Genomic DNA, 25,179 nt, shown 5'->3' on the forward strand with positions numbered 1-25,179 from the left:
ACCACTGCTAGTTTTGTGTCGCCGGAGGCCCGCATGTCCGCAAGTGCCCGCACCCCTCTGCCGCCCTTCGACCCCGCCGACCCCCTCGGCATCGACGACCTCCTCGACCCCGAGGACCTCGCGATCCGTGACACCGTCCGCACCTGGGCGACCGACCGGGTCCTGCCGCACATCGCCGACTGGTACGAGAAGGGCGAGCTGCCCGGCATCCGGGAGCTGGCCCGCGAGCTCGGCTCCATCGGAGCGCTCGGGATGTCCCTGGTGGGCTACGGCTGCGCGGGGGCGAGTGCCGTGCAGTACGGGCTCGCCTGTCTGGAGCTGGAGGCCGCCGACTCCGGGATCCGCTCCCTCGTCTCCGTGCAGGGCTCCCTCGCCATGTACGGCATCTGGAAGTTCGGCTCCGAGGAGCAGAAGCAGCGGTGGCTGCCGGGCATGGCCGCCGGGGAGATCATCGGGTGCTTCGGCCTGACCGAACCCGACCACGGCTCCGACCCGGCGTCCATGCGGACGCACGCCAAGAAGGACGGGACGGACTGGGTCCTCACCGGCCGCAAGATGTGGATCACGAACGGCTCGGTGGCCGGGGTCGCCGTCGTCTGGGCGCAGACCGACGAAGGCATCAGGGGATTCGTCGTTCCGACCGACGCACCGGGATTCTCGGCGCCCGAGATCAAGCACAAGTGGTCGCTGCGCGCGAGCGTCACCAGCGAGCTGGTCCTCGACGAGGTGCGGCTGCCCGCGGACGCCGTGCTGCCCGAGGTCGTCGGCCTCAAGGGCCCGCTGAGCTGTCTCTCGCACGCCCGCTACGGCATCGTCTGGGGGGCCATGGGCGCGGCCCGCTCCTCCTTCGAGGCGGCCGTCGACTACGCGCGCAGCCGCGAGCAGTTCGGCCGGCCCATCGGCGGCTTCCAGCTCACCCAGGCCAAGATCGCCGACATGGCGGTCGAGCTGCACAAGGGCATCCTGCTCGCCCACCACCTCGGGCGGCGGCTTGACGCGGGCAAGCTGCGTCCCGAGCAGATCAGCTTCGGCAAGCTCAACAACGCCCGCGAGGCGATCGAGATCTGCCGCACGGCCAGGACCATCCTGGGCGCCAACGGGATCTCGCTGGAGTACCCCGTCATGCGGCACGCGACGAACCTCGAGTCCGTGCTCACCTACGAGGGCACGTCCGAGATGCATCAGCTGGTGTTGGGCAAGGCGCTCACCGGTCTCGATGCCTTCCGGTGAGCGGCCCTGCCCCTAGCTCTGGTTGAAGAAGCCGTCCGCCGCGCGGCTTCCGGCCTCGCCGTTGACGATCTGCGTGTCGGCGGGCGTCAGCAGGAAGACCCGCGTGGCCACGCGCTCGATCGAACCGCGCAGGCCGAAGGTGAGGCCTGCCGCGAAGTCGACCACGCGCTTGGCGTCGGTGGGCTCCATGGCCGTGAGGTTCATGATGACCGGGACGCCGTCCCGGAAGAGCTCACCGATGCGGCGCGCGTCCCGGAAGCTGTCCGGGGTCACGGTCCCGATCCGGTGTTCCTGATCCGGGGCAGGCTCGCTCGCCACCCGCACGCGCGGGTCCGTGACCCAGGCCTCCGGCTGGTCGGGTCCCTCAGTCCGGTCGTCTTCGTAGCCGTCGTCGTAGTAACGCTCGTCGTTGTTGTCGTCGACGAGGCCAAGCCAGGCACTCGCCTTGCGCACCGATCCCATGGACGCCTCCTCTCGCAGCGGTTTCCCTGAATTCCGCATCCCTATCGTCGTCCATGATGCGGATGATGCGCCAAGTGGATAGTCGCCGCGCGGGGTTTTCGTGACGGTACTGGTGCAGAGTCAACACGCTGATGTGCGGTGCGCTCCAAGGGTCGTGCTGTGTACGGCTGCTGACAGTGAGTGAAATATGATTCTTCACGGCGTATGGGTGACGGTCGGTGCGTACGGGTGAACGGGACCCTCGCTACGATGCCGGGGTTGATCACATACGGGCCTCTCGGGGGAGTCGTCTTGTTCGGAATCGTCAGGCCCTGCAGCCATCGCCTCGGCGAAGGGCTCAAGACCCAGTGGATGGCGCACCTGTGCGGGCTCTGCCTCGCACTGCGCGGTGACCACGGGCAGTTCGCACGCGTCGTCACCAACTACGACGGCCTCATCATCTCGGTTCTGACGGAGGCTCAGGCCGAGCGGTCGTCCGGGTGGCGGCGCACCGCGGGGCCCTGCCCGCTGCGCGGGATGCGGACCGCCTCCGTGGCCCAGGGGGAGGGTGCGCGGCTCGCCGCCGCCGTCTCGCTGGTGCTCGCGTCGGCCAAGGTCCGTGACCATGTCGTCGACGGGGACGGGATCCTGGCGCGCAGGCCGGTGGCCGTCGCCGCCCGGCGCGTGGCCAGGAACTGGGACAAGGCGGGCGCGCGGACCGGCGCCGATGTGGGCTTCGACACGGCGGTCCTGGTCGACGCCGTCGAACGGCAGGCCGGAATCGAGTCCTTGGCGGGCCCCGGCACCTCGCTGCTCGCGGTCACCGAGCCGACGGAGACCGCGACCGCCGCGGCCTTCGCGCACACCGCCGTGCTCGCCGGGCGACCGGGCAACGCGGCGCCGCTCGCCGAGGCCGGCCGCCTCTTCGGCAGGCTCGCGCACCTGCTCGACGCCGTGGAGGACAAGGAAGCTGACGCCGCGTCGGGCGCGTGGAACCCGCTCACCGCGACCGGCACCTCACCGGCCGAGGCGCGGCGTCTTGCCGACGACGCGTTGCACGGCATCCGGCTCGCACTGCGCGACGCCGAGTTCACCGACGGCAAGCTGGCGCACCTGCTGCTCGCGCACGAGCTGGGCAGGTCGATCGACCGGGCCTTCGGCACCGACGCGTGCGGGCACGCGCATGAGGTGACGGCGCATCAGGGCGGTTCCTTCGGGCCGCCGCAGGGTGGTGGCCCGTACGGTGCTCCGCCGCAGGGCGGGGCTTACGGGGGCGGCAATCCGTATGGGGACGGCAATCCGTACGGGGGCGGCAATCCGTACGGCGGCGGGGCCCCTGGTGGTCCCGGAGGGCCGGTCGGCCCCGGAGGGCCCGGTGGCTTCGGCGGTGGGCCCGCCTTCGAGCCGCAGCCCCCGAAGCCCGGCAAGCGCGGCTTCTGGGCGGGGTGTGCCGTCGCCATCGGGCTCTGCTGCACCTGCAAGATGTGCTGCGCCGACCACTACGAAGGCCCCTGGTCCCGCAAGAAGCGCGAGGGCTGCTGCAACAACTGCGACTGCGACTGTGGCTGCTGCGGCATCTGCGAGTGCTGCTCCTGCTGCGACTGCGGGCTCTAGCCGGGGCGCGTGACCGACCGTCAGCTCTTGATCTCGGGGGGTGAGATCTGCGACTTCTCGATCGCGGAGCCCTGCGTCCCCCACTTCTTCAGGATGCGGTCGTACGTGCTGTCCTTGATCAGCCGGTCGACCGCGGCCCGGAACGCGGGCGCCAGCTTCGTGTCCTTCTTGAAGGCGAAGCCGACGTCGAGCCGCCGGTACTCGCCGAGGAACTTCAGGCCTTCCTGCTGCTTCACGGCGTAGCGCAGGCCGTTGATGGTGGACATCACCACATCGGCGCGGCCCTGCTGCAGCGCGGCCCAGATCGCGCCCTGCTCGGCGTACGTCTTCACGCTGTAGGGCTTCTTGCCCGCGTCCTCGCAGACGTGCTTGTTGTCCTCCAGCGTGACCTCGAAGGTGGTGCCCGCGCCCGTCGCCACGTTCAGGCCGCACAGCTGCTCGAAATCGGTGACCTTCTTCAGGTCGCTGTCCTTGCGGACGGCGAATCCCTGGCCGTCGTTGATGTACGTGACGAAGTCGATGGTCTTCCGGCGTTCGTCGGTCACGCCGAAGTTGCCCGTGCCCAGGTCGTACTTGCCGCTGCCCAGGGCGGGCAGGATCGCCTCGAAGCTCGCGGCCTCCCGCTTCAGCTTGAGGCCGAGGGTCTTGGCGACGGCGTCCGCGAAGTCGATGTCCTGGCCGACGATCGTCCTGCCGTCCTCCAGGTAGAGCGCTCCGGGCGGGGTGCCGCCGACGGAGGAGGCGATGGAGAGCGAGCCCCGGTCGCGTACGTCCGCGGGCAGCAGCTTCGCCGCGGCTTCGTCCTTCCGGACCGACGAGACCACGTCCGCGGTCGGGATCTCGGCGCTCTTGCCCGCGGGGGCGGCCCCGCCCGTGGTGTCCGCGGCGTCGCCCGAGCCGCAGCCGGTCAGTACGAGGGCGGCCGCGGTGATCAGGGCGAAGGCCGCCGGGATGCGGCGGGAATGCGGGGGCTTGCTCATGGTGTGACGGTCTCCAGCTCGGCAGGGCAGGGCAGGGCAGGGCGGGGTAGGGCAGGGTGCAGCGGACGTACGAGGGGAGGGGTGCCGTGCGCCCATGAGGCAGGGGCGGCGGCGTACGCGTGTGAAGGCGGGAGCGACGGCGTGCGGGTGCACGGACGTCGTGTGTGCGGAGAGCGCAGGGTGCCGACCCGGACAGGGCGAGCGGGCTCAGCGGACGCGGAGCGGGCTCAGGGGTGCGTGAAGCGCAGGGGGTCGGCTCAGAGAGACATCAACAAGACGCCGACCACACTCGACCGAAGTCGATGTGGGAGCGCGTGACCAGCCACTGCTGCGGATGCATGGGCCAAGTGGAACAGGCATCCGTTTCCGCGTCAACTGCCGTGAGACGTAGGGCTCACATCCTGGACAGCCTTGACAGCGCGTGTGCGGCGCACCGTAATCTCAAAGCGGATCGTGCTGAGGGGCTCGGTCCGTGTGAAGGCATCACCCGTGTTCGATCTTCTGTATCCACGGAGCCTTCCGCATGTCTTCCGAGACCCTCGCCAAAGTGGCAACTGCCCCCGAGCCCCGGGATCCTCCCGAGCTCCCCGACACGCCCCGCATCGTGCCCCGCCCCCGCGCGGGACAGTGGACAGCGGCTGTCGCCGTCCTGGTCCTGCTCGCGCTGGTCGCCAACTCCGTCGTACGCAATGAGGCGTTCCAGTGGGACGTCGTCGGCGACTACTTCACCTCGGCGTCCGTGCTGCGCGGGCTCGGCCTCACGCTCTGGCTGACCGCCCTCGTCATGGTGCTCGGCTTCGCCCTCGGCACGCTCCTCGCCATGGGCAGGCTCTCCGCCAACCCCGTGCTGCGGGCGGTGAGCTGGGGATACGTCTGGTTCTTCAGGTCGATGCCGATCCTGGTGCAGCTGCTCTTCTGGTTCAACATCGGGGCGCTGTACCCGCAGTTGTTCGGCGTGAAGACGGTGAACCTGCTCGGCCCTGTCACCATCGCCGTCATCGGGCTGACCCTCCACGAGGCCGCCTACGCCGCCGAAGTGGTGCGCGGCGGAATCCTCTCCGTCGGCCGCGGGCAGACCGAGGCCGCGCAGTCGCTGGGCCTCGGGCGGTGGCGCAGATGGCGGCGGATCATCCTGCCGCAGGCGATGCGGTCCATCGTGCCGCCCGCCGGGAACATGCTGATCGGCACCCTCAAGGGCACCTCGATCGTCTCCGTCATCGCCGTGCAGGACCTGCTCTACTCCGTGCAGCTCGTCTACCACCGCACCTACCAGGTCATCCCGCTGCTCATGGTCGCCACCATCTGGTACGTCGTGGTCACCTCGGTGCTCAGCGTCGGCCAGTACTACGTCGAGCGGCACTATGCGCGGGGTTCGGAGCGTGCCCGGTGAGGCGCTCTCTGGTGATCGTGGGCGCGGGCCCGCGCGGCACCGGCATCCTGGAGCGCCTCGCCGCGAACGCCCCCGAGCTGTACGACGGACCGGGGCTCGACATCCACCTCGTCGACCCCTACCCGCCGGGCGGCGGCCGCATCTGGCGCCACGACCAGTCGCCGCTGCTCTGGATGAACTCGCAGGCCCAGGACGTCACGATGTTCACCGACGCCACGGTGGAGGTGGCGGGCCCCGTCCTGCCGGGCCCCGCCCTGCACGAGTGGACCGGCCACGACGGACGGTCCTTCCTGGGCCGCCGTGAACAGAGCGCGTATATGCGCTGGGTGTACGAGAAGGCCGTGGCCGCCCTGCCGGAGGGCGTCGTCGTCCACCATCACCGGCGCAGGGCGCTGCGCGTCACCGGCGCGCACAGCTCCCGCCAGGAGGTGACCGTCGAGGGCCTCGACAAGCCCCTCGCCGCCGACCTCGTCATCCTGGCCATGGGTCACCTGGACGCCGAACTGGACGCAGAGCAGGCCGAGCTGGCCGCCTTTGCGGAGCGGTCCGGGCTCGTGCATCTGCCGCCCGACTTCACCGCCGACAGCGATCTGTCCCGGCTCGCGCCCGGCGCACCCGTCATCGTGCGCGGCTTCGGCCTGGCCTTCGTCGACCTGATGGTGCTGCTCACCGAGGGCCGCGGCGGACGGTACGAAGGGGACACGTACCACCCGTCGGGCCGCGAGCCCGTCCTGTACGTCGGCTCGCGGCGCGGCGTCCCCTACCACTCGAAGATCGGCTACGACTGGGCGGGCGAACGGCCGCCGCTGCCCCGCTACTTGGGGCCGGACGAGATCGACGGACTCCTCGCGAGGCCCGGCGGGTTCGACTTCCGGCGGGACGTCTGGCCGCTCGTCGAGAAGGAGCTCGGCTTCGCCCACTACCACCGCCTGTTCACCGCGCACCCCGAGCGCACCAGGACCGCATGGACGGACTTCGACGAGAAGTACGCCGCCTGCGACCCCGGCAGCCCCGAACTGGACGCCCTCGTCGCCTCCGCCGTGCCCGACCCCGCCGACCGGCTCGACCTCACGGCACTCGACCACCCCCTGGCCGGGGTGCGCCACACCTCGTACGCGGCGCTGCAGGACGGGCTGCGCGGCCACATCGCCGACGACCTCGCGCGCCGCCACGACCCCGCGCACAGCCCCGACCTCGCCGTCTTCCTCGGACTGCTCTCCGTGTACGGGCAGTTGGTGCGGCTCGGCGACGTGGGGACGTGGTGGCACGGCTTCTTCAGCTACCTCGCGTCCGGGCCGCCAGGACCCCGGCTGAGGCAGCTGCTCGCCCTCTCCCGCGCCGGAGTCGTGCGGTTCCTCGGCGCGGACGTCCAGGTCACCGCCGAGGACGGGGTGTTCCGCGCGCACAGTCCCACCCTGCCCGGACAGGTCACCGAGGCCCGCGCGCTCGTCGAGGCGCGGCTGCCGCAGCCCACCCTCGCCCGCACCCGCGACCCGCTGCTGCGCGCCCTGCACGCCGAGGGCGCCGCGTCGACCGCCGCGGGGCTCCTCGCCGTCGACCCGGCCGACGGACGGGTGCTCGACCGAGCGGGCGTGCCGCATCCGCGCCGCTTCGCGCTCGGCCCGCACACCGACGCGCGCGGCGCGGGCGCGTTCACCCGGCCGCGCACCAACAGCCCCACCTTCCGGCAGAACGACGCCACCGCACGCGCCGTACTCGACTTCCTGCGCACCGCCACGACCCGAGGAACCCGACGAACCCATGCCCCTGTCCAGTGAAGCCCCCAGCGCCGACCCCATGGTCGAAGTCCGCTCCGTGCACAAGTCCTTCGGCTCCCTGCCGGTGCTGAAGGGGGTCGACCTGCGGGTCGGCAGGGGAGAGGTCACCGTCGTCCTCGGCCCGTCCGGATCCGGCAAGTCCACCCTCCTGCGCACCATCAACCACCTGGAGAAGGTCGACGCGGGACAGGTCTCCGTGGACGGCTCCCTCATCGGATACCGGCGCTCCGGCGACAAGCTGTACGAGCTGCCCGAACGCGATGTGCTCAAGCAGCGCACCCGGATCGGCTTCGTCTTCCAGAACTTCAACCTCTTCCCGCACCTGACCGTGCTGGAGAACATCGTCGAGGCGCCTGTCTCCGCGCTCAAGCGGCCGCGTGCCGCCGCGGAGCGGGCCGCCCGCGAGCTCCTGGCGCGGGTCGGCCTCGCCGACAAGGCCGACGTCCACCCCGAGCGGCTCTCCGGCGGACAGCAGCAGCGCGTCGCCATCGCCCGCGCGCTCGCCCTGGAGCCGAAGCTGCTCCTGTTCGACGAGCCGACCTCGGCCCTCGACCCCGAACTGGTCGGCGAGGTCCTCGACGTCATCAAGGACCTCGCCAGGCAGGGCACCACGATGATCGTCGTCACCCATGAGATCGGCTTCGCCCGCGAGGTGGCGGACACCGTCGTCTTCATGGACGACGGCCGCGTCGTCGAACAGGGCGCCCCCGCCGACGTACTCGACAGGCCGCGCCACGACCGCACGCGCGCCTTCCTCTCCAAGGTCCTCTAGGAGCCTTCGCATGACTGCCTCGCACCCCACCCAGGACGCGGTGACCGGCCGCGGCCCGCTCCATCTCGCCGTCGCCATCGACAGGCCCGACGCCCCCGACGCCTACACGGCCGACGCCTACGCCGAGTCGGCGCTGCTCGCCGAGCGCGGGGCGCTGGACTTCGTGACGCTCGGGGACTCCTTCGCGCGCTCCGGGCCCGACGCGCTCGCCGTGACCGCACGGATCGCGCCCCGCACCGGACGCATCGGCCTCGTGCCGACCGTCACGACCACGCACACCGAGCCGTTCCACGTGCAGGCAGCCGTGGCCACCCTCGACTGGGTCAGCCACGGGCGGGCCGGCTGGGCGCTCGACGTGTCGGCGACCGAGGCCGAGGCCCGGCTCTTCGGGCGGCGCCGCGCCGCGCCGCGCGAGGAGCTCTGGCAGGAGGCCGGTGAGGTCGCCGAAGCCGCCGCCCGGCTGTGGGACAGCTGGGAGGACGACGCGGAGATACGGGACGTGGCGACCGGCCGCTTCATCGACCGGGACAAGCTGCACTACGCCGACTTCGAGGGCCGCTCCTTCTCGGTGCGCGGGCCCTCCATCGTGCCGCGGCCACCGCAGGGCCACCCGGTGCGGGTCGTCGACGCGACCGCGCCGCAGGCCCGCGAGACCGCGGCCCGGCACGCGGACGTCGCCCTCGTGCGCGCCGCGTCCGCCGAACGGGCCGCTGCCGCCCGGGCCGAACTGCGCGGCCTGGCCGCCCGGTTCGGCCGCGACCCGCGGACGCTCCTCGTGTTCGCCGCCCTCGACGTCGACCTCGGCGGCGGCGAACACGCCGCGGAGCCGGGGCACGGCGGCGGACCGCTGCCCACCGCGGAGGGGCCCGCCTACCGCGGCGGGCCCGTCGACCTGGCGGAGCTGATCGCCGACTGGCACCGCGCGGGCGCCGTCGACGGCTTCCACCTCACGCCCGCCGAGCCCCGCCGTGACCTGGAGCGGCTCGTCAACGGCACCGTCGCGCTGCTCCAGCACCGCGGCCTGTTCCGCACCTTCTATCCGGGCAGCACGCTCCGCGAACACCTGGGGCTCGCCCGGCCCGTCAACCGATACGCCGCACTCACGGGGGAGTCCGCATGACACAGCGACCCAAGCAGGTGCACCTGGCCGCCCACTTCCCCGGGGTCAACAGCACCACCGTCTGGTCCGACCCCAGGTCCCGCTCGCACATCGACTTCTCGTCCTTCGCGTCGCTCGCCCGCACCGCCGAGCGCGGCCTCTTCGACTTCTTCTTCCTCGCCGAAGGGCTGCGGCTGCGCGAGCACAAGGGGCGGATCCACGACCTGGACGTCGTCGGGCGGCCCGAGTCGCTCACCGTCCTGACCGCGCTCGCCGCCGTCACCGAGCGGCTCGGCCTCGCCGGCACCGTCAACGCCACCTTCAACGAACCCTTCGAGCTGGCCCGCAGGTTCGCCTCGCTCGACCACCTGAGCGCGGGCCGCGCCGCCTGGAACGTGGTCACCACCTCGGACGCCTTCACCGGCGAGAACTTCCGGCGCGGCGGCTACCTCGACCGCGCCGACCGCTACACCCGCGCCGCCGAGTTCCTGGCGACGGCACGCGAACTGTGGGACTCCTGGTCGCCGGAGGGCAGGCCGCGGCCCTTCGCGCACCGGGGGCGGCACTTCTCGATCGAGGGCGAGTTCCCCGTGCGGCGCTCCCCGCAGGGACACCCCGTCGTGATCCAGGCGGGCGATTCGCCGGAGGGGCGGGAGTTCGCCGCGTCCGCCGCCGACGTGATCTTCACGCGGCACGGCACGCCGGAGGCAGGACGGGAGTTCTACGCCGATGTGAAGGGCCGCCTCGCGAAGTACGGGCGCTCCGCCGACGACCTGAAGATCATGCCCGGGGTCACCGTCGTCCTCGGCGACACCGCCGCCGAGGCGCAGGAGAAGGCCGCCGGGATCCGCCGCGCGCAGATCTCCCCGCAGAACGCGATCCTCGCCCTGGAACAGGTCTGGGGCGTCGACCTCTCCGCGTACGACCCGGACGGGCCGCTGCCCGACATCGACCCGGACCCGGAGTCGCAGCTCGTCCAGGGCCGGGTGAAGATCGGCGACCCCCTCGCCGTCGCCGACAAGTGGCGGGCCCTGTCCGAGGCCAAGGGGCTCTCCATCCGCCAGACCGTCATCGAGACCACGGCCCGGCAGTCCTACATCGGCACCCCGGACCAGGTCGCCGCCGATCTGACGGAGTCCGTGCGCACCGACGCCGCCGACGGCTTCATCCTCGTGCCGCACCTCACCCCCGGAGGGCTCGACGAGTTCGTCGACAAGGTGGTGCCGCTGCTCCAGGAGCGCGGCGTGCACCGCACGGATTACGAGGGCACGACACTCCGTTCCCACCTCGGGCTGCGCGAGCCCGTATGGAAGGGTTGATCACTATGACGGACGCCGCACAGGACTGGAAGCACTGGCACGAGCAGCGGACGGAGACGGTGTCGGCCCCCTACGGGCCGCTCGCCCTCACCGGCACGCACTGGCTCGCCGACTATCCGGAGGGACACCTTCCCGGCATCCCCGGGCACTGGGTGGAGACGCCCGACGCGGTCGTTCTGGCCGCGCGCCCCGACGACGGCATCACCGTGGACGGGCAGCCCCTGACCGGAGAGGTCCGGCTCGGTGCCGACAGCGGTCCGGTCACCGACGCCCGGGTCGCGCTCGCCGGGCGGCGGCTCGTCGTCTTCCGGCGCGAGGGCCTCTGGGCGGTGCGCGACTTCGACCCGGACGCCGCCGCGCGCCGCGTCTTCCGGGGCATCGACGCCACCGCGTACGACGCCCGGTGGGCCGTGCCGGGGCGCTTCACCCCGTACGACGAGGACCGCACCGTCACGGTCGGCAACGCGGACGGCAAGGAGCGCGGGCTCGGACTCGGCGGTGAACTCTCCTTCCGGCTCGGGGGAGTCGAGCACACCCTCCAGGTGAGCGTCGAGGGCGACGGATCGCTGTGGGCGGTCTTCGCGGACGCCTCGAGCGGGCTCTCCAGCCACCGCTTCCGCTTCCTGCGGCCCGCCGCGCCCGACGCCGACGGCCGCACCACCGTCGACTTCAACCGCGCGCTGCTGCCCCCGTGCGCCTTCGCCGACCACTTCATCTGCCCCTTCCCGCCGCCCGGCAACACCCTGCTCAGCGAGATCGCGGCGGGCGAGCGGAACCTTCGCGACAGCTGAGACGTCAGAGCACTCGAACGGGTGCCGGCGCACCCGGAGAAGTGACGCGAGCCCCGGTGGCGTACGAGAGGTACGACCCACCGGGGCTGGCCGACATGTATCGGTCGACGGCCGAAAGGCGCCCTTGTGCGGCTCGTCCCCGCCCCTCAATACTCCCGAGCAGCGCTTGTCAGGAGCACGGCGTATCCGGAATCCGGGCTGTCTCTTTGGCTGCGCCTCACGGGTCCTCAACCCACAAGGACCCACTGACTTCCCTCGGGAGGAACAAACGTGAGGATCAAGCGCACCACTTCCCGCAGTGGCATATCGAGACACACCCGCCTCTTGGCCGTGGCCACCGGACTCGTGGCCGCCGGAGCGCTGGCCGTGCCCGCCGCCACCGCACAGGACGGCGCGGCGGCCTTCAGCGCGGCACAGCTGGAACAGGCCAGCGACGCCCTCCTCGGTGCCGATGTCGCGGGCACCGCCTGGGGCGTCGACCCGAAGACCGACCAAGTCGTCGTGACCGCCGACAGCACGGTCTCCAAGGCCGAGATCGCCGAGCTCAAGGACGCGGCAGGGCCCAATGCCGACGCACTGAAGATCGAGCGCACACCGGGCACGTTCCAGAAGTACATCTCCGGCGGCGACGCCATCTACGCGAGCAGCTGGCGCTGTTCGCTCGGCTTCAACGTGCGCAACGGCAGCACCTACTACTTCCTGACCGCAGGGCACTGCACCGACGGGGCGACCACCTGGTGGTCCAACTCGGCGAAGACCACCGTGCTCGGCACCACGTCGGGCTCCAGCTTCCCGACCAACGACTACGGCATCGTGAAGTACACGAACACCTCCGTCACCAAGTCCGGCACCGTGGGCAGCCAGGACATCACCCGCGCCGCCGACGCCACCGTCGGGCAGAACGTCACCCGGCGCGGCTCCACGACCGGCACGCACAGCGGCCGCGTCACCGCGCTGAACCAGACCGTGAACTACGGCGGGGGCGACGTCGTCTACGGCATGATCAAGACCACGGTCTGCGCCGAGCCCGGCGACAGCGGCGGCCCGCTGTACTCGGGCTCCACGGCCCTCGGTCTGACCTCCGGCGGCAGCGGCAACTGCTCGTCGGGCGGCACGACGTTCTTCCAGCCGGTCACCGAGGCGCTGCGCGCGTACAACGTCAGCGTCTACTGACAGCGGCCACTGATACGGCGGTTGCCGTCGAAGCTTCCACCGCCACAGGCCCCCGTCCGGACACCGGGCGGGGGCTCGCTCTTGCCCGGGGGGCGAGCTACCTTCGAAGAGAGCGCGCAACACGCCCAATTCGGACCCTGGGGGGCCGGCATGGTCGAGGAGCTGGTGGCGGTGGGGGTGACCCTCGGGTCGCTCGGAGTGGTCTACGCGATGGCGGCGGCGCGCGTCATCAAACAGTACGAACGCGGTGTGGTGCTGCGGCTCGGAAAGCTCCAACGCAACGTGCGCGGACCGGGGTTCACCATGATCGTGCCCATGGTGGACCGGCTCAACAGGGTCAACATGCAGATCGTGACGATGCCGGTGCCCGCCCAGGACGGCATCACGCGTGACAACGTCACGGTGCGCGTCGACGCCGTCATCTACTTCAAGGTCGTGGACGCCGCCGAGGCGGTCGTGGAGGTGGAGGACTACCGCTTCGCGGTCTCGCAGATGGCGCAGACGTCGCTGCGCTCCATCATCGGCAAGAGCAATCTGGACGACCTGCTGTCCAACCGCGAGAAGCTCAACCAGGGCCTGGAGCTGATGATCGACTCCCCGGCGATCGGATGGGGCGTGCAGATCGACCGCGTCGAGATCAAGGACGTGTCGCTGCCCGAGACCATGAAGCGGTCCATGGCCCGCCAGGCCGAGGCCGACCGCGAGCGGCGCGCCCGCGTCATCAACGCCGACGCCGAACTGCAGGCCTCCAAGAAGCTCGCCGAGGCCGCCCACGAGATGTCCGAGGAGCCCGCGGCCCTCCAACTCCGGCTCCTGCAGACCGTGGTGGCCGTCGCCGCCGAGAAGAACTCCACCCTCGTCCTGCCCTTCCCCGTGGAGCTCCTCCGCTTCCTGGAGCGGGCCCAGCAGGCCGTGCCGCAGCAGCCGCAGGAACAGCCGCAGCCGCAACGGTCGCAGGCGGGGGGAAATCACGCGGAGGCGCCGTCCGTGGCGCGCGCGGAGCCCGTGAAGCTGCCGGATTCCGGAGCGCGGGACGCGGAAGTCGGAGAGCTGGGGCCATCCGGAGGATCGAGATCCGGACAGGACTAGACCTTACAGGCTGGCGATCGGTCCTTGCGCGGGGTGTTTGCAGCGGGAACCGACGTGGCGTGACCTGGCTCACTCGACTCGCGGGGGGCGCACGGGCGTTGTCGTTCGCGCGACCTGAAGTAGACCTTGTGTGCTACCGGAATGCATCGGGATAGTTAGCCGGGCCAACTTGGCATGGACGCGGCTACTTCAGCGTGGCAACTCCGTGCCGCGTAAGCCTCGCGGTCCGTCAGGCCCCCACGCCGGACGGGTCGATCCCCCCACAGGAGGTCGTGAGCTTTGAAGCACCGACGCATACCCAAGCGGCGTGCCGCCGTGGCAGGCGCGGGCATCGCCGCGCTGGTCGCCGCGGGAGTCACCTTCCAGACTGCGAACGCGAGCGAGAACTCCCCCACCCCCACCCCCGACACCCTGTCCGTGGCGAAGGCCGGAAAGCTCGCCTCGTCCCTGGGCAAGGACCTCGGCGCGGACGCCGCGGGCACGTACTACGACGCGAAGGCCAAGACCCTCGTCGTGAACGTGCTGAACGAGAGCGCGGCGGATGCCGTCGAGTCGGCGGGCGGCAAGGCCAGAATCGTCGAGAACTCCCTCGCCGAGCTGAAGAGCGCCCGCGCGACGCTCGACGACAAGGCGGCCGTGCCCGGCACCTCGTGGGCGATGGACCCGGCCACCAACAAGGTCGTCGTGACGGCCGACCGCACGGTCAAGGGCGCGAAGCTCGACAAGGTCGACTCGATCGTGAAGAGCCTCGGCGGCAAGGTCGAACTGAAGCACAGCAAGGGTGAGTACAAGCCCTTCATCGCCGGTGGCGACGCGATCTGGGGGAGCGGTTCGCGCTGCTCGCTCGGCTTCAACGTCGTCAAGGGCGGCCAGCCGTACTTCCTGACGGCCGGGCACTGCGGCAACGCGGTCAAGAGCTGGTCGGACTCGCAGGGCGGCCAGGAGATCGGCGCCACCGAGGAGTCCAGCTTCCCGGGCAACGACTACGCCATCGTCAAGTACACGGCCGACACCGCGCACCCGAGCGAGGTGAACCTCTACGGCGGCACCCAGGCGATCAGCAAGGCCGGGGACGCCACGGTCGGCCAGAAGGTGCAGCGCAGCGGCAGCACCACCCAGGTCCACGACGGTGACGTCACCGCGCTCGACGCCACGGTCAACTACCAGGAGGGCCAGGTCGACGGTCTGATCCAGACCACGGTCTGCGCCGAGCCCGGCGACAGCGGCGGCGCACTCTTCGCCGACGACACCGCGCTCGGTCTCACCTCGGGCGGCAGCGGCGACTGCTCCGGTGGTGGCGAGACCTTCTTCCAGCCGGTTCCGGAGGCCCTTTCGGCCTACGGCGCGGAAATCGGCTGAGCCTGCGGGACGCTTGGAGCCCCGCCCCCGCAAATGTGGGGGCGGGGCTTTTTTCGGATTCCTTGTGAAAACTTTCACAAGAGCGCAAGGGTCCAAAGTCCCTTGATCTTCATGCAGGTCAGATCTGGTTTCTGGGAGGGATCAGATTCCCAGAAAGGACCTTCTGCCCAGAGGATGGGGCCCTTTTCGGCGTCTTTTGCGGGGCGTACAGGTGTGGAATTGGAGGCGTAGCGAAAAGGTCTCAACGAAGGAGTGCCCGCCATGCAGGCCAAGGAGATGGTGGACGGACTGGTCGAGAGGGCGCTCGCGGCGCTCGACAGGTTCGCGGCGTACGACCAGGAGCAGGTCGACCACATCGTCAAGAAGGCCTCCCTCGCCGCGCTGAGCCAGCACGGCGAGCTGGCGCGGCAGGCGGTCGAGGAGACCGGCCGAGGCCTCTTCGAGGACAAGGCCGTCAAGAACCTCTTCGCCTGCGAGCACGTCGTCAACTCGCTGCGCGGCCTGAAGACCGCGGGCGTCGTCTCCCGCGACGAACTGAACGGCGTCACCGAGATCGCCGAACCGGTGGGCGTCGTCTGCGCGATGACCCCGGTGACCAACCCGACCTCCACCACGATCTTCAAGGCGCTCATCGCCCTCAAGACCCGCAACCCGATCGTCTTCGCCTTCCACCCGAGCGCCCAGCGCTGCTCCGCCGAGGCCGCGCGGATCGTGCGGGACGCGGCGGTCGAGGCGGGCGCGCCCGAGGACTGCGTGCAGTGGGTCGAGGAGCCCTCGATGGAGGCCACCGGCCTCCTCATGCACCACGAGGGCATCTCCACGATCCTCGCCACCGGCGGCAACGCGATGGTGAAGGCCGCCTACTCCTGCGGCAAGCCCGCGCTCGGCGTCGGCGCGGGGAACGTGCCCGCGTACGTCACCCGGAGCGGCAAGCTGCGGCGAGCCGTGCACGACATCGTGCTCTCCAAGGCCTTCGACAACGGCATGATCTGCGCCTCCGAGCAGGCCGCCATCCTCGATGCGGAGATCTACGACGAGGGGCTCGCGGAGTTCGAACGGCTCGGTGCGTACGTCGTCACGGCGGCCGAGAAGACCAAGCTGGAGGAGTTCGTCTTCGGCACGACCGCCTTCGCCAACAACTGCTCGGGCGCCAAGCTGAATGCGGCCGTCGTCGGCAGGTCCCCGCAGTGGATCGCCGAACAGGCCGGGTTCGAGGTCCCCGAGGGCACGTCGGTCATCGTGGCCGAGTGCGCCGAGGTCGGCGAGGGCGAGCCGCTCACCCGCGAGAAGCTCTCCCCGGTCCTCGCCCTCCTGAAGGCCGACACCACCGAGCACGGTCTCGAACTGGCCGCCCGGATGGTCGAGTTCCACGGACTCGGGCACAGCGCCGCCATCCACACCGAGGACGAGGAGCTCGCCGAGGAGTTCGGCAGGCGCGTCAAGGCGGTCCGCGTCATCGTCAACGCGCCCTCCACCTTCGGCGGCATCGGCGACGTCTACAACTCCTTCCTGCCCTCACTCACCCTCGGCTGCGGCTCGTACGGACACAACTCGGTGTCGAACAACGTCTCCGCGGTCAACCTGGTCAACATCAAGCGGATCGGACGGCGCAACAACAACATGCAGTGGTTCAAGGTCCCGCCGAAGATCTACTTCGAGCGCAACGCGCTGCGCTACCTCGGTGAGATGGACGGCATCAAGCGGGTCTCGATCGTCACCGACAGGACCATGTCGAAGCTCGGCTTCGTCGCCCGCGTGACCGACATCCTCGCGGCCCGTCCGGACGCCGTCACCGTCCAGGTCATCGACAACGTGGAACCCAACCCGGAGCTCTCGACGGTGCGGGCGGGCGCCGCGCTGATGCGGGACTTCGGACCGGACACGATCATCGCCCTCGGCGGTGGCTCGCCGATGGACGCGGCCAAGATCATGTGGCTCATGTACGAGCACCCGGAGGTCGAGTTCGCGGACACCAAGGAGAAGTTCTTCGACATCCGCAAGCGGGCGTTCAAGTTCCCGGGGCTGGGGGAGAAGGCGCAGCTGGTGGCCGTCCCGACCACGTCGGGCACCGGCTCGGAGGTCACCCCGTTCGCGGTCATCTCCGACCCGGAGGCCGCGCAGAAGTACCCCCTCGCCGACTACGCGCTCACCCCGAACGTCGCGATCGTCGACCCCGTCCTGCCGATGCGGCTCCCGGCGACCGTCACCGCCGACTCCGGTTTCGACGCGCTGACCCACGCCACCGAGGCGTACGTCTCGGCGTACGCGAACGACTACACCGACGGGCTCTGCCTCCAGGCGATCAAGCTCATCTTCGGGAACCTGGAGCGGTGCGTCGTGAACGGGGCCGAGGACCCCGAGGCGCGCGAAAAGATGCACAACGCCTCGACCGTCGCGGGCATGGCCTTCGCCAACGCCTTCCTCGGCCTGGTGCACGCCATGGCGCACACCCTCGGCAACACGTTCCACGTCGCCCACGGCCGCACCAACGCGCTGCTCCTGCCGCACGTCATCCGGCACAACGGCACGGTGTCCGGCAAGGCGACGCCCTGGCCGAAGGCCGAGGTCTACCGGGCGCCGGAGCGCTTCCAGGAGATCGCCCGGATGCTGGGCCTCCCGGCCGCGACCCCCGAGGAGGGCGTCGAGTCCTACGCCCGCGCGGTCGAGGAACTGCGCGCCAAGTGCGGGATTCCCGCGTCCTTCGCCGAGGAGGGCGTCGACGAGGAGGCCTTCCTCGCGGCGCTGCCGCAGCAGGCGATGAACGCGTACGCGGATCAGTGTGCGCCCGCCAACCCCCGTATGCCGATGATCGACGAGATGCAGCAGCTCATGCGGCAGGCGTATTACGGGGACGGGGAAGGGGCCTGATCCCGGTTGCCGTCTGCGGGGCCGCTGTGGCTTGTCGCGCAGTTCCCCGCGCCCTTGATGAAGCGCCCCTTAAGGGGGCGCTTCATCGTTTCGGCCAGTACCACAGGGGCTCGTCCAGGAAGCTTTCTCGGCCTGCTACTTCCGTTTGGCCCGACTCCTTCGTCAGCTCTATGGAGTTGACGTCGACCCGGTGGCGGGCCGCACCCTTGGCCACCGCCTCGGCGAGGGGGCGGGCATGGGTCACCAGGACGACTTGCGTGTCCTTCGTCGCCGTCACGATCAGGTCGGCCAGCGGGCGCAGGAGGTCCGGGTGCAGGCTCGTCTCCGGCTCGTTCAGGACGAGCAGCGCGGGCGGCCGCGGGGTGAGCAGGGCGGCGGTCCACAGCAGATAGCGCAGCGTGCCGTCGGACAGCTCTGCGGGGCCCAGCGGGCGCAGCAGCCCGCGCTGGTGCAGCTGGAGCTCGAACCGGCCGCCGTTGTCGACGACGCGGACCTGGCTGCCGGGGAAGGCGTCGTCCACCGCGTCGTCCAGCGCCGCGTCGTCGCCGGTCTCGCGGATGGTCTGCAGGGCGGCGGCCAGGTCCGCGCCGTCGTGGGCGAGGACCGGGGTGCGGGTGCCGATCCGGGCGGCGCGTGCGGGCGCCTCGGCGTCGGTGCGCACGTGGTCGTAGAACCGCCAGGAGCGGATCAGCTCGCGCAGCCGCAGCAGGTCGGGTGCCAGCTGCGGGTCGGCGAACTCGCTCAGCATGCTGTCGTACGGACGGATGCCCTGGGCGCGGTGCCAGCCGCCGTCGGCCGTGCGGGTGCGCACCGCGGGGCCCGCGCGGTCGCAGAGCAGTGCCGCGGGCCGCAGGACGGGGCCCGCCCAGGTGGACTCGCGCTTGATCTCGGGGTCGAGCTGGAAGAGGGACGGCGCGCCGTGCGGGCCCGAACCGCTGGACTGGGGGAGGCCGAAGTCCACCGCGTACCCGAACTCGTCGCCCGCGAAGCCGAGCTTCAACCCGGTGGGCTCGGCCTTCCGCTCGCCCGCCCAGAGCGCGGACGGCAGGCCGCCCTCACGGGCCAGGGCCGCGACCGCGCCGCCCGTGGCGGAGTCGGCGAGCAGCCGCAGGGAGCGGTACAGGCTGGACTTGCCCGTGCCGTTCGCCCCGGTGATCACGTTCAGCCGGTCCAGCGGGACGATCAGTTTGCGCAGGGAGCGGTAGTTCTCGACGGCGAGTGTGCGGATCATGCGTCTCAGCCTCGCACCCGGGTCTGACAATGCCCTTCGCGACGGGATCCGCGCACGTCATCCGAGGTGGCTGCCGCCCTGGCCGTAGCTGGTGCCGCTGAGGTCGATCGAGCCGTTGTGCGCCGTCCTGCGCCGGGCGGACAGGGCGAGGGTGACGGCGACGCCGAGGACCGCCCAGGCGGAGAGGACCAGGAGCGGCCGGGTGACCGAGTTCCCCTCGAAGTACGCGATGGAGCGGGCCACCCAGGTGCCCGCGCCCGGCGGCAGCCAGGGCCCGATCGCCTCCCAGAAGGGCGGCAGCATCGGCAGCGGGAAGGCGCCGCCCGCGCTCGGGTTGCCCGCGACGACGATGAGCAGGACGGCCAGGCCGATGCCCACGATGCCGGTGAGCGACTGCAGGGCGAGCGTGATCGCGCCGACCCCGAAGATCACCAGGGCGCCGAGGCCCCACAGGCCCAGGACGCTGCCGGGCAGGGCGCCGAGGATCGGCCCGATGATGATCGCGCCGCCGAGCCCGCCGACGATCGAGTAGAGCGCCATGGTGCCGAGTCTGATGACCGCGCGCGGCACGTTGGAGGCCCGGGAGCCCGCGCTGATCGCGAGGATCGACGCGCACAGATAGCCGCCGACGCACCAGCCGACGATCAGGTAGAAGGACGAGAGCCCGTTGAAGTCCTGGTCCGATGCGGGGGCCACGTCGACGGTCTTCACGGTGCGCTTCTCGGCCGCGTCGACGTCGGTGGTGAGCGTGGTGAGGGTCCTGGAGAGGGCGGTGCCGCCGCCGGACGCGACCAGGAGGGTGTCGGTCGTGCCGCGCGGGTCGACGAGCAGGGCGCCGTCGATGTCGCGGTTCATGATCTGGTGGCGGGCCGCGGCCTCGTCCTTGAGGACGCGCGGGTCGAGCGGGTCGCCGGGGAGCTTCTTCAGCCGGTCGGCGGTCTGCTCGGCCGCGGGCCCGGGGGCGACGACCCCGAAGGGCACGTCCGTCGGTTTCGGGTTGTGCAGGGCCCCTACGTAGGAGGCGATGAACAGCAGCTGCAGGGCGAGTACGCCGATGACGAGCAGGGCTGCTCGCGGGGTGACGGCGTTCTTCAATTCGTCGGCGAACCTCATGGGTCCACGCTCCGGTGTGCGGGGCGTCTGCGCAGGTGGGATGGGCCGAACGGACGACGTGACGGGTGGCTGGAACAGGCCTTGCGAGTGAATCGAACGTATGTGTCGTACGTAAGTTCGAAACTGGTCTATGGTGGAGGCGGGGGATGTGAGATCGGATCGGTTCAGGGCTTCAGGAGGTGCGTGTGCTCGGGTTCACGCATCTGCACACCGTCTCCGGATTCTCCCTGCGGTACGGCGCCTCGCACCCGGAGCGGCTCGCCGAGCGCGCCGCCGAGCGGGGCATGGACGCCCTCGCGCTCACCGACCGGGACACCCTCGCGGGCACCGTCCGGTTCGCCAAGGCCGCCGCCAAGGCGGGCGTGCGGCCGCTGTTCGGGACCGAGCTCGCGGTGGGCGAGCCCGCCCCGGCCAGGGGCGAGCGGCGCCGGGCCCCCGTGCGCGGCGGTGCCTTCATCGACGAGTCGACCCCGCGCGTCACCTTCCTCGCCAGGGACGGCGCCACCGGCTGGGCCACGCTCTGCCGCCTGGTCACCGCCGCGCACCGCGCCGGCGAGGGCGGTCCCGTCCTGCCCTGGCAGGAGAACCACGGCGATGGCCTGACCGTGCTGCTCGGCCCCGCGTCCGACGTGGGACGCGCGCTCGCCGCGGGCCGCCCCGACCGGGCCGCCCGCCTCCTCGCCCCCTGGCGCGAGCGGTACGGCGACGCGCTGCGCCTGGAGTCCGTCTGGCACGGCCGCGAGGGCACGGGCCCCGGCTCCCTGCGCCTGGCCGCGCGCACCGTCGGCTTCGCCGCCGAGCAGGGCGTGCGCCCCGTCCTGAGCAACGCCGTGCGCTACGCGGACCCCGGCCAGGGCCCCGTCGCCGACGTCCTCGACGCCGCCCGCCGTCTCGTCCCCGTCGACCCGACCAAGGAACTCGACAGCGGCGAGCGGTGGCTGAAGGGCGCGGACGACATGCTGGGCGTCGCCGAACGCGTCGTCGAGGCCGCGGGCTTCCGCCGCGACACCGCCCACCGCCTCGTCGAACAGACCAGGGCGGCCGCCGCCGAGTGCCTCGTCGACCCCGAGGACGACATCGGCATCGGCTCCGTACGCTTCCCCGAACCGCACCTCGTCGGCGCGGGGCGCCGCACCGCGCAGCGGGTCCTCGCCTCGCGGGCCGCGGCGGGCATGGTGCTGCGCGGCTACGACTCCCGGCGCGCGTACTGGGAGCGGATGCACCACGAGCTGGACATCATCGACCACCACGGCTACGCCTCCTACTTCCTGACGGTGGCCCAGGTCGTCGACGACGTGCGCGACCTGGGCATCCGGGTCGCGGCGCGCGGCTCGGGCGCCGGGTCCCTGGTCAACCACCTCATCGGCATCGCGCACGCCGACCCCGTCGAGCACGGGCTGCTCATGGAGCGGTTCCTGTCCAAGCGGCGGCACGTCCTGCCGGACATCGACATCGACGTGGAGTCGGCCCGCCGTCTGGAGGTCTACCGCGCGATCATCGGCCGCTTCGGGACCGAGCGGGTCGCGACGGTCGCCATGCCCGAGACCTACCGGGTCCGCCATGCCGTGCGCGACGTGGGCGCCGCCCTGTCCATGGACCCGGCCGACATCGACCGGATCGCCAAGGCCTTCCCGCACATCCGCGCCCGTGATGCCCGCTCCGCCATGGCGGAACTGCCCGAACTGCGGCAGATAGCGGAGGAGTTGGGCGACCGCGGCCGTCTGTGGGACCTCGTCGAGGCGCTGGACGCGCTGCCGCGCGGTGTCGCCATGCACCCGTGCGGGGTGCTGCTCTCCGACGCCTCGCTGCTCGCCCGCACCCCCGTGGTGCCGACCAGCGGCGAGGGCCTGCCCATGTCGCAGTTCGACAAGGACGACGTCGAGGACCTCGGCCTGCTCAAGCTGGACGTGCTCGGCGTGCGGATGCAGTCGGCGATGGCGCACGCGGTGACGGAGGTCGAGCGGGCCACGGGCGCCGCCGTGGACCTCGACGACCCGCGCCAGGTGCCGCCGGGCGACCCGGCGACGTACCGACTCATCAAGTCCGCCGAGACGCTGGGGTGTTTCCAGATCGAGTCGCCGGGCCAGCGGGACCTGGTCGGGCGGCTGCAGCCCGCGACCTTCCACGACCTGGTGGTCGACATCTCGCTGTTCCGGCCGGGTCCCGTCGCCGCCGACATGGTGCGGCCCTTCATCGAGGCCAGGCACGGCCGCGCGCCCGTCCGCTACCCGCACCCCGACCTCACGGAACCGCTGAAGGAGACGTACGGCGTCGTCGTCTTCCACGAGCAGATCATCGAGATCGTGGACATCATGACCGGCTGCGGGCGCGACGAGGCGGACCGGGTGCGGCGCGGGCTCTCCGACCCCGAGTCGCAGGGCCGGATCCGCTTCTGGTTCGCACAGCACGCGGCGGCCAGGGGGTACGACGCGGAGACCATCGGCCGTACCTGGGGGATCGTCGAGGCCTTCGGCTCGTACGGCTTCTGCAAGGCGCACGCGGTCGCCTTCGCCGTGCCGACGTACCAGTCGGCGTGGCTGAAGGCCCATCACCCGGCCGCGTTCTACGCCGGGTTGCTCACGCACGACCCCGGGATGTACCCGAAGCGGCTGCTGCTCGCGGACGCGCGGCGGCGGGGGGTGCCGATCCTGCCCCTGGACGTGAACCGGTCCGCGGTCGCTCACCGTATCGAACTGGTGTCCGGTTCCGAGGGGGCTCCGGACCGGTGGGGGCTGCGGCTCGCGCTCTGTGACGTGCACGGCATCAGCGAGGCCGAGGCCGCCCGGATCGCCGACGGGCAGCCCTACGCCTCCCTCGTCGACTTCTGGGAGCGCGCCAGGCCCGCCAAGCCGGTCGCGCAGCGGCTCGCGCAGGTCGGCGCGCTCGACGCGTTCGGCGCCAACCGCCGCGACCTGCAGCTCCACCTGGCCGAGCTGCGGCGCGGCGCGCGGGGTGCGGCAGGCGCCCAACTGCCGCTGGCGGGCGGCCGGCGGACGGCGCCCGCGGGCCTGCCCGACCTGGACGACGCGGAGCGGCTCAGCGCCGAACTGGGCGTCCTCGGCATGGACTCCTCGCGCCACCTCATGGGCGACCACCGGGCCTTCCTGGCGGAGTTGGGCGTGTTCAGCGCCCGGCGCCTGCGCGAGGCCGAGCATGGCGCGACCGTCCTGGTCGCGGGTGCCAAGGCCGCCACCCAGACCCCGCCGGTCCGCTCCGGGAAGCGCGTCATCTTCACCACCCTCGACGACGGCACGGGCCTGGTGGACCTGGCCTTCTTCGACGACGCCCACGAGCGGTGCGCGCACACCGTCTTCCACTCCTGGCTGCTGCTCGTACGCGGTGTGGTGCAGCGCCGCGGACCGCGCAGCCTCAGCGTGGTGGGCGCGGCGGCCTGGAATCTGGCGGAGCTGGTGGAGGTGCGCGCGGAGGGCGGCCTCGACGCGGTGGCGCAGCGCTTGGCGGAGCCGGTTCAGGAGTCGGAGTCGGAGTCGGAGTCGGAGTCGGAGTCGGTCCCGGAACCGGCCTCGGAACCGGCCTCGGCCTCGGCCTCGGCGGGAGGGCGGCGCATCCGGATGGCCACGGGGTACGAGATGCACCCCTGGGCGGACCTCCGCCCGGCGGGCGAGGGGCCCGCGGGTGGCGGCAGGAAGTTGTGGCACCAGAGTCCGGGGAGCGCGGGATGAACGACGGGGAGCGCGGGGTGGGCAACGGCACCACCACCCTCTACGTACGCTTCCTGCTGCCTCCGATGTACGAAGCCGCCCTGCCCCAACTCCTCGCCCTGCTGGGTGAGTTCACACCGCAGGTCGAGGCGCTCCCGCCCGACGCCGCCCTCGTCGACGTGCGTGGCGCGCGGCGGTACTTCGGCCGGAGCGCCGTCGACCTCGCCGCACTGGTCCGGGTGCGGGCGCTCGCGCTGTACGGGGTGGAGTGCGCGGTCGGCGCAGGACCCGGGCCGATGCTGGCGCGGATGGCCGCGCGCGGCGCCGCCCCCGGCGTGACCCGCTCGGTGCCCGAAGGGGCGGACGGCGTACGGGAGTTCCTCGCCGAACGGCCGGTCGGCGAGCTGCCGGGCATCGGCCGCGCCACCGCCCGCACCCTCTGCGAGTACGGCCTCGACTCCCTCGGGAAGGTCGGCGCCGCACCCCTGGCCACCCTGCAGCGGCTCGTCGGCGCCCGCGCGGGCCGCGAGCTGAGCGAGAAGGCGCGGGGCGTCGACCGCGCCCGGGTCGTGCCGAACGCCGCCGCCCGCTCGCTCTCCGTCGAGCGCCCCTTCCCCCGCGACGAGCTGGACCCCTTCCGGCACCGCCGCGCGCTGCTCTCCGGCGCCGAGGAGCTGGGCGCGAGGATGCGCGGCGAGGATCAGGTGTGCCGCACGCTGGCCCTCACCGTGCGGTACGCGGACCGCACGGGATACTCGACGATCACCCGCTCCCGGACCCTGCCCGAGCCGACCGCCCACTCCACGGCGCTGACCACGGCCGCGTACCGCATGTACGAGGCGCTGGGCCTGCAGCGGGCCCGGGTGCGCGCCGTCTCCCTGCGCGCCGAGGGGATCGGCCCCGCCGAACGCGCCGCGCACCAGCTGTCGTTCGATCCGGCGGACGAGAAGGCCCGCCGGATCGAGGAGGTGGCCGACCGGGCGCGGGAGAAGTTCGGCCCGGGCGCGATCGTGCCGGGAACGCTGGCGGCGTGATGCGGGGGTGCGTGACGCGGGGCTGCGTGATGCGGCGTGGCGTGACCCGGGGTGGCGTGATGCGGCATAGCGTGACCAGGCGCGGAGCGACCGCGCCAGTGATCGCTGGAACTTTTACCGACGCGTAACTTCACTCCTGCACTACTCGCGCGTAGCTTGTCGTGCACGCAACATCTGGTGATCCGGATCACGGCACTGCATTCCGCCATCGCAACTCCCTTGAGCCGCAAGGAGAT

General features: G+C 71.6%; 18 protein-coding genes. 14 read left to right on the forward strand and 4 right to left on the reverse strand.

The window, feature by feature from the left end; genetic code table 11:
* Positions 1 to 33: 33 nt before the first annotated feature.
* Positions 34 to 1,230 carry an acyl-CoA dehydrogenase family protein gene (locus tag ABZV77_RS18945; protein ID WP_356257815.1) on the forward strand — a complete coding sequence of 399 codons (1,197 nt, stop codon included), beginning with the start codon at positions 34 to 36 and terminating at the stop codon, positions 1,228 to 1,230.
* A 12-nt stretch (positions 1,231 to 1,242) separates the two neighbouring features.
* Here ABZV77_RS18945 and ABZV77_RS18950 read toward each other — a convergent pair whose 3' ends face one another.
* Positions 1,243 to 1,692 carry a cell division protein SepF gene (locus ABZV77_RS18950; RefSeq protein ID WP_356257816.1) on the reverse strand — a complete coding sequence of 150 codons (450 nt, stop codon included), beginning with the start codon at positions 1,690 to 1,692 and terminating at the stop codon, positions 1,243 to 1,245.
* Between the two features lie 291 nt (positions 1,693 to 1,983).
* Between ABZV77_RS18950 and ABZV77_RS18955 the strand changes: the two genes are divergently transcribed.
* Positions 1,984 to 3,285 carry a DUF5685 family protein gene (locus ABZV77_RS18955; protein ID WP_356257819.1) on the forward strand — a complete coding sequence of 434 codons (1,302 nt, stop codon included), beginning with the start codon at positions 1,984 to 1,986 and terminating at the stop codon, positions 3,283 to 3,285.
* Positions 3,286 to 3,305: 20 nt separating this feature from the next.
* On the opposite strand, the gene ABZV77_RS18960 is transcribed toward ABZV77_RS18955, so the two are convergent.
* Positions 3,306 to 4,265: an ABC transporter substrate-binding protein gene (locus ABZV77_RS18960; protein WP_356257822.1), complete on the reverse strand. Its 960-nt coding sequence runs from the start codon at positions 4,263 to 4,265 to the stop codon at positions 3,306 to 3,308.
* A gap of 523 nt (positions 4,266 to 4,788) precedes the next feature.
* Here ABZV77_RS18960 and ABZV77_RS18965 point away from each other — a divergent pair.
* From ABZV77_RS18965 to adhE, 10 genes are all read left to right on the forward strand, one after another.
* A complete protein-coding gene (locus tag ABZV77_RS18965; protein WP_356257825.1) occupies positions 4,789 to 5,655 on the forward strand; it encodes an amino acid ABC transporter permease in 867 nt (288 codons plus the stop codon).
* Positions 5,652 to 7,433, forward strand: a complete 1,782-nt coding sequence (locus ABZV77_RS18970; RefSeq protein WP_356257828.1) for an FAD/NAD(P)-binding protein — start codon at positions 5,652 to 5,654, stop codon at positions 7,431 to 7,433. Before ABZV77_RS18965 ends, ABZV77_RS18970 begins: the two co-directional genes overlap by 4 nt.
* Positions 7,417 to 8,205 carry an amino acid ABC transporter ATP-binding protein gene (locus ABZV77_RS18975; RefSeq protein ID WP_356257831.1) on the forward strand — a complete coding sequence of 263 codons (789 nt, stop codon included), beginning with the start codon at positions 7,417 to 7,419 and terminating at the stop codon, positions 8,203 to 8,205. The genes ABZV77_RS18970 and ABZV77_RS18975 overlap by 17 nt, the downstream gene beginning before the upstream one ends.
* A gap of 10 nt (positions 8,206 to 8,215) precedes the next feature.
* Positions 8,216 to 9,325: an LLM class flavin-dependent oxidoreductase gene (locus ABZV77_RS18980; RefSeq protein WP_356257834.1), complete on the forward strand. Its 1,110-nt coding sequence runs from the start codon at positions 8,216 to 8,218 to the stop codon at positions 9,323 to 9,325.
* A complete protein-coding gene (locus ABZV77_RS18985; RefSeq protein WP_356257836.1) occupies positions 9,322 to 10,623 on the forward strand; it encodes an NtaA/DmoA family FMN-dependent monooxygenase in 1,302 nt (433 codons plus the stop codon). Before ABZV77_RS18980 ends, ABZV77_RS18985 begins: the two co-directional genes overlap by 4 nt.
* Positions 10,624 to 10,628: 5 nt before the next feature.
* The gene (locus ABZV77_RS18990) at positions 10,629 to 11,414 is read left to right on the forward strand and encodes a DUF1684 domain-containing protein (RefSeq protein WP_356257839.1); all 786 of its coding nucleotides are present in this window, start codon (positions 10,629 to 10,631) and stop codon (positions 11,412 to 11,414) included.
* A 270-nt stretch (positions 11,415 to 11,684) separates the two neighbouring features.
* On the forward strand, positions 11,685 to 12,587 hold the full coding sequence (locus ABZV77_RS18995) for a S1 family peptidase (protein ID WP_356257842.1): 903 nt from the start codon (positions 11,685 to 11,687) through the stop codon (positions 12,585 to 12,587).
* Between the two features lie 150 nt (positions 12,588 to 12,737).
* Positions 12,738 to 13,676: a slipin family protein gene (locus ABZV77_RS19000; RefSeq protein ID WP_356257845.1), complete on the forward strand. Its 939-nt coding sequence runs from the start codon at positions 12,738 to 12,740 to the stop codon at positions 13,674 to 13,676.
* 279 nt (positions 13,677 to 13,955) lie between these two features.
* Positions 13,956 to 15,035 (forward strand): S1 family peptidase, encoded by a 1,080-nt coding sequence (locus ABZV77_RS19005; protein WP_356257848.1) that lies wholly within the window; start codon positions 13,956 to 13,958, stop codon positions 15,033 to 15,035.
* A gap of 261 nt (positions 15,036 to 15,296) precedes the next feature.
* Positions 15,297 to 17,903: a bifunctional acetaldehyde-CoA/alcohol dehydrogenase gene (gene adhE / locus ABZV77_RS19010; protein WP_356257851.1), complete on the forward strand. Its 2,607-nt coding sequence runs from the start codon at positions 15,297 to 15,299 to the stop codon at positions 17,901 to 17,903.
* 82 nt (positions 17,904 to 17,985) lie between these two features.
* Here the strand turns inward: adhE and ABZV77_RS19015 are convergent, their stop codons facing one another.
* On the reverse strand, positions 17,986 to 19,134 hold the full coding sequence (locus ABZV77_RS19015; protein WP_356257854.1) for an AAA family ATPase: 1,149 nt from the start codon (positions 19,132 to 19,134) through the stop codon (positions 17,986 to 17,988).
* Positions 19,135 to 19,191: 57 nt separating this feature from the next.
* Complete coding sequence (locus ABZV77_RS19020; protein ID WP_356257857.1) at positions 19,192 to 20,247, reverse strand: DUF3533 domain-containing protein; 1,056 nt, start codon at positions 20,245 to 20,247, stop codon at positions 19,192 to 19,194.
* A 185-nt stretch (positions 20,248 to 20,432) separates the two neighbouring features.
* Here ABZV77_RS19020 and dnaE point away from each other — a divergent pair, with 185 nt between their 5' ends.
* Both dnaE and ABZV77_RS19030 read left to right on the forward strand, forming a co-directional pair.
* Positions 20,433 to 23,930, forward strand: coding sequence for a DNA polymerase III subunit alpha (gene dnaE, locus ABZV77_RS19025; RefSeq protein WP_356257860.1), 3,498 nt, complete (start codon positions 20,433 to 20,435; stop codon positions 23,928 to 23,930).
* A complete protein-coding gene (locus tag ABZV77_RS19030; RefSeq protein ID WP_356257863.1) occupies positions 23,927 to 24,943 on the forward strand; it encodes a hypothetical protein in 1,017 nt (338 codons plus the stop codon). The genes dnaE and ABZV77_RS19030 overlap by 4 nt, the downstream gene beginning before the upstream one ends.
* The last annotated feature ends 236 nt before the right edge of the window (positions 24,944 to 25,179 follow it).

This window comes from Streptomyces sp. NPDC004732 (assembly GCF_040609235.1).
Lineage (GTDB): Bacteria > Actinomycetota > Actinomycetes > Streptomycetales > Streptomycetaceae > Streptomyces.

What these genes read in the sequence shown, in the direction of transcription:
- ABZV77_RS18945 (WP_356257815.1), top strand. Translation starts at nt 34, where the DNA reads ATGTCCGCAAGTGCCCGCACCCCTCTGCCGCCCTTCGACCCCGCCGAC.
- ABZV77_RS18950 (WP_356257816.1), bottom strand. Translation starts at nt 1,692, where the DNA reads ATGGGATCGGTGCGCAAGGCGAGTGCCTGGCTTGGCCTCGTCGACGAC.
- ABZV77_RS18960 (WP_356257822.1), bottom strand. Translation starts at nt 4,265, where the DNA reads ATGAGCAAGCCCCCGCATTCCCGCCGCATCCCGGCGGCCTTCGCCCTG.
- ABZV77_RS18965 (WP_356257825.1), top strand. Translation starts at nt 4,789, where the DNA reads ATGTCTTCCGAGACCCTCGCCAAAGTGGCAACTGCCCCCGAGCCCCGG.
- ABZV77_RS18975 (WP_356257831.1), top strand. Translation starts at nt 7,417, where the DNA reads ATGCCCCTGTCCAGTGAAGCCCCCAGCGCCGACCCCATGGTCGAAGTC.
- ABZV77_RS18980 (WP_356257834.1), top strand. Translation starts at nt 8,216, where the DNA reads ATGACTGCCTCGCACCCCACCCAGGACGCGGTGACCGGCCGCGGCCCG.
- ABZV77_RS18985 (WP_356257836.1), top strand. Translation starts at nt 9,322, where the DNA reads ATGACACAGCGACCCAAGCAGGTGCACCTGGCCGCCCACTTCCCCGGG.
- ABZV77_RS18990 (WP_356257839.1), top strand. Translation starts at nt 10,629, where the DNA reads ATGACGGACGCCGCACAGGACTGGAAGCACTGGCACGAGCAGCGGACG.
- ABZV77_RS19000 (WP_356257845.1), top strand. Translation starts at nt 12,738, where the DNA reads ATGGTCGAGGAGCTGGTGGCGGTGGGGGTGACCCTCGGGTCGCTCGGA.
- adhE (WP_356257851.1), top strand. Translation starts at nt 15,297, where the DNA reads ATGCAGGCCAAGGAGATGGTGGACGGACTGGTCGAGAGGGCGCTCGCG.
- ABZV77_RS19015 (WP_356257854.1), bottom strand. Translation starts at nt 19,134, where the DNA reads ATGATCCGCACACTCGCCGTCGAGAACTACCGCTCCCTGCGCAAACTG.
- ABZV77_RS19020 (WP_356257857.1), bottom strand. Translation starts at nt 20,247, where the DNA reads ATGAGGTTCGCCGACGAATTGAAGAACGCCGTCACCCCGCGAGCAGCC.
- ABZV77_RS19030 (WP_356257863.1), top strand. Translation starts at nt 23,927, where the DNA reads ATGAACGACGGGGAGCGCGGGGTGGGCAACGGCACCACCACCCTCTAC.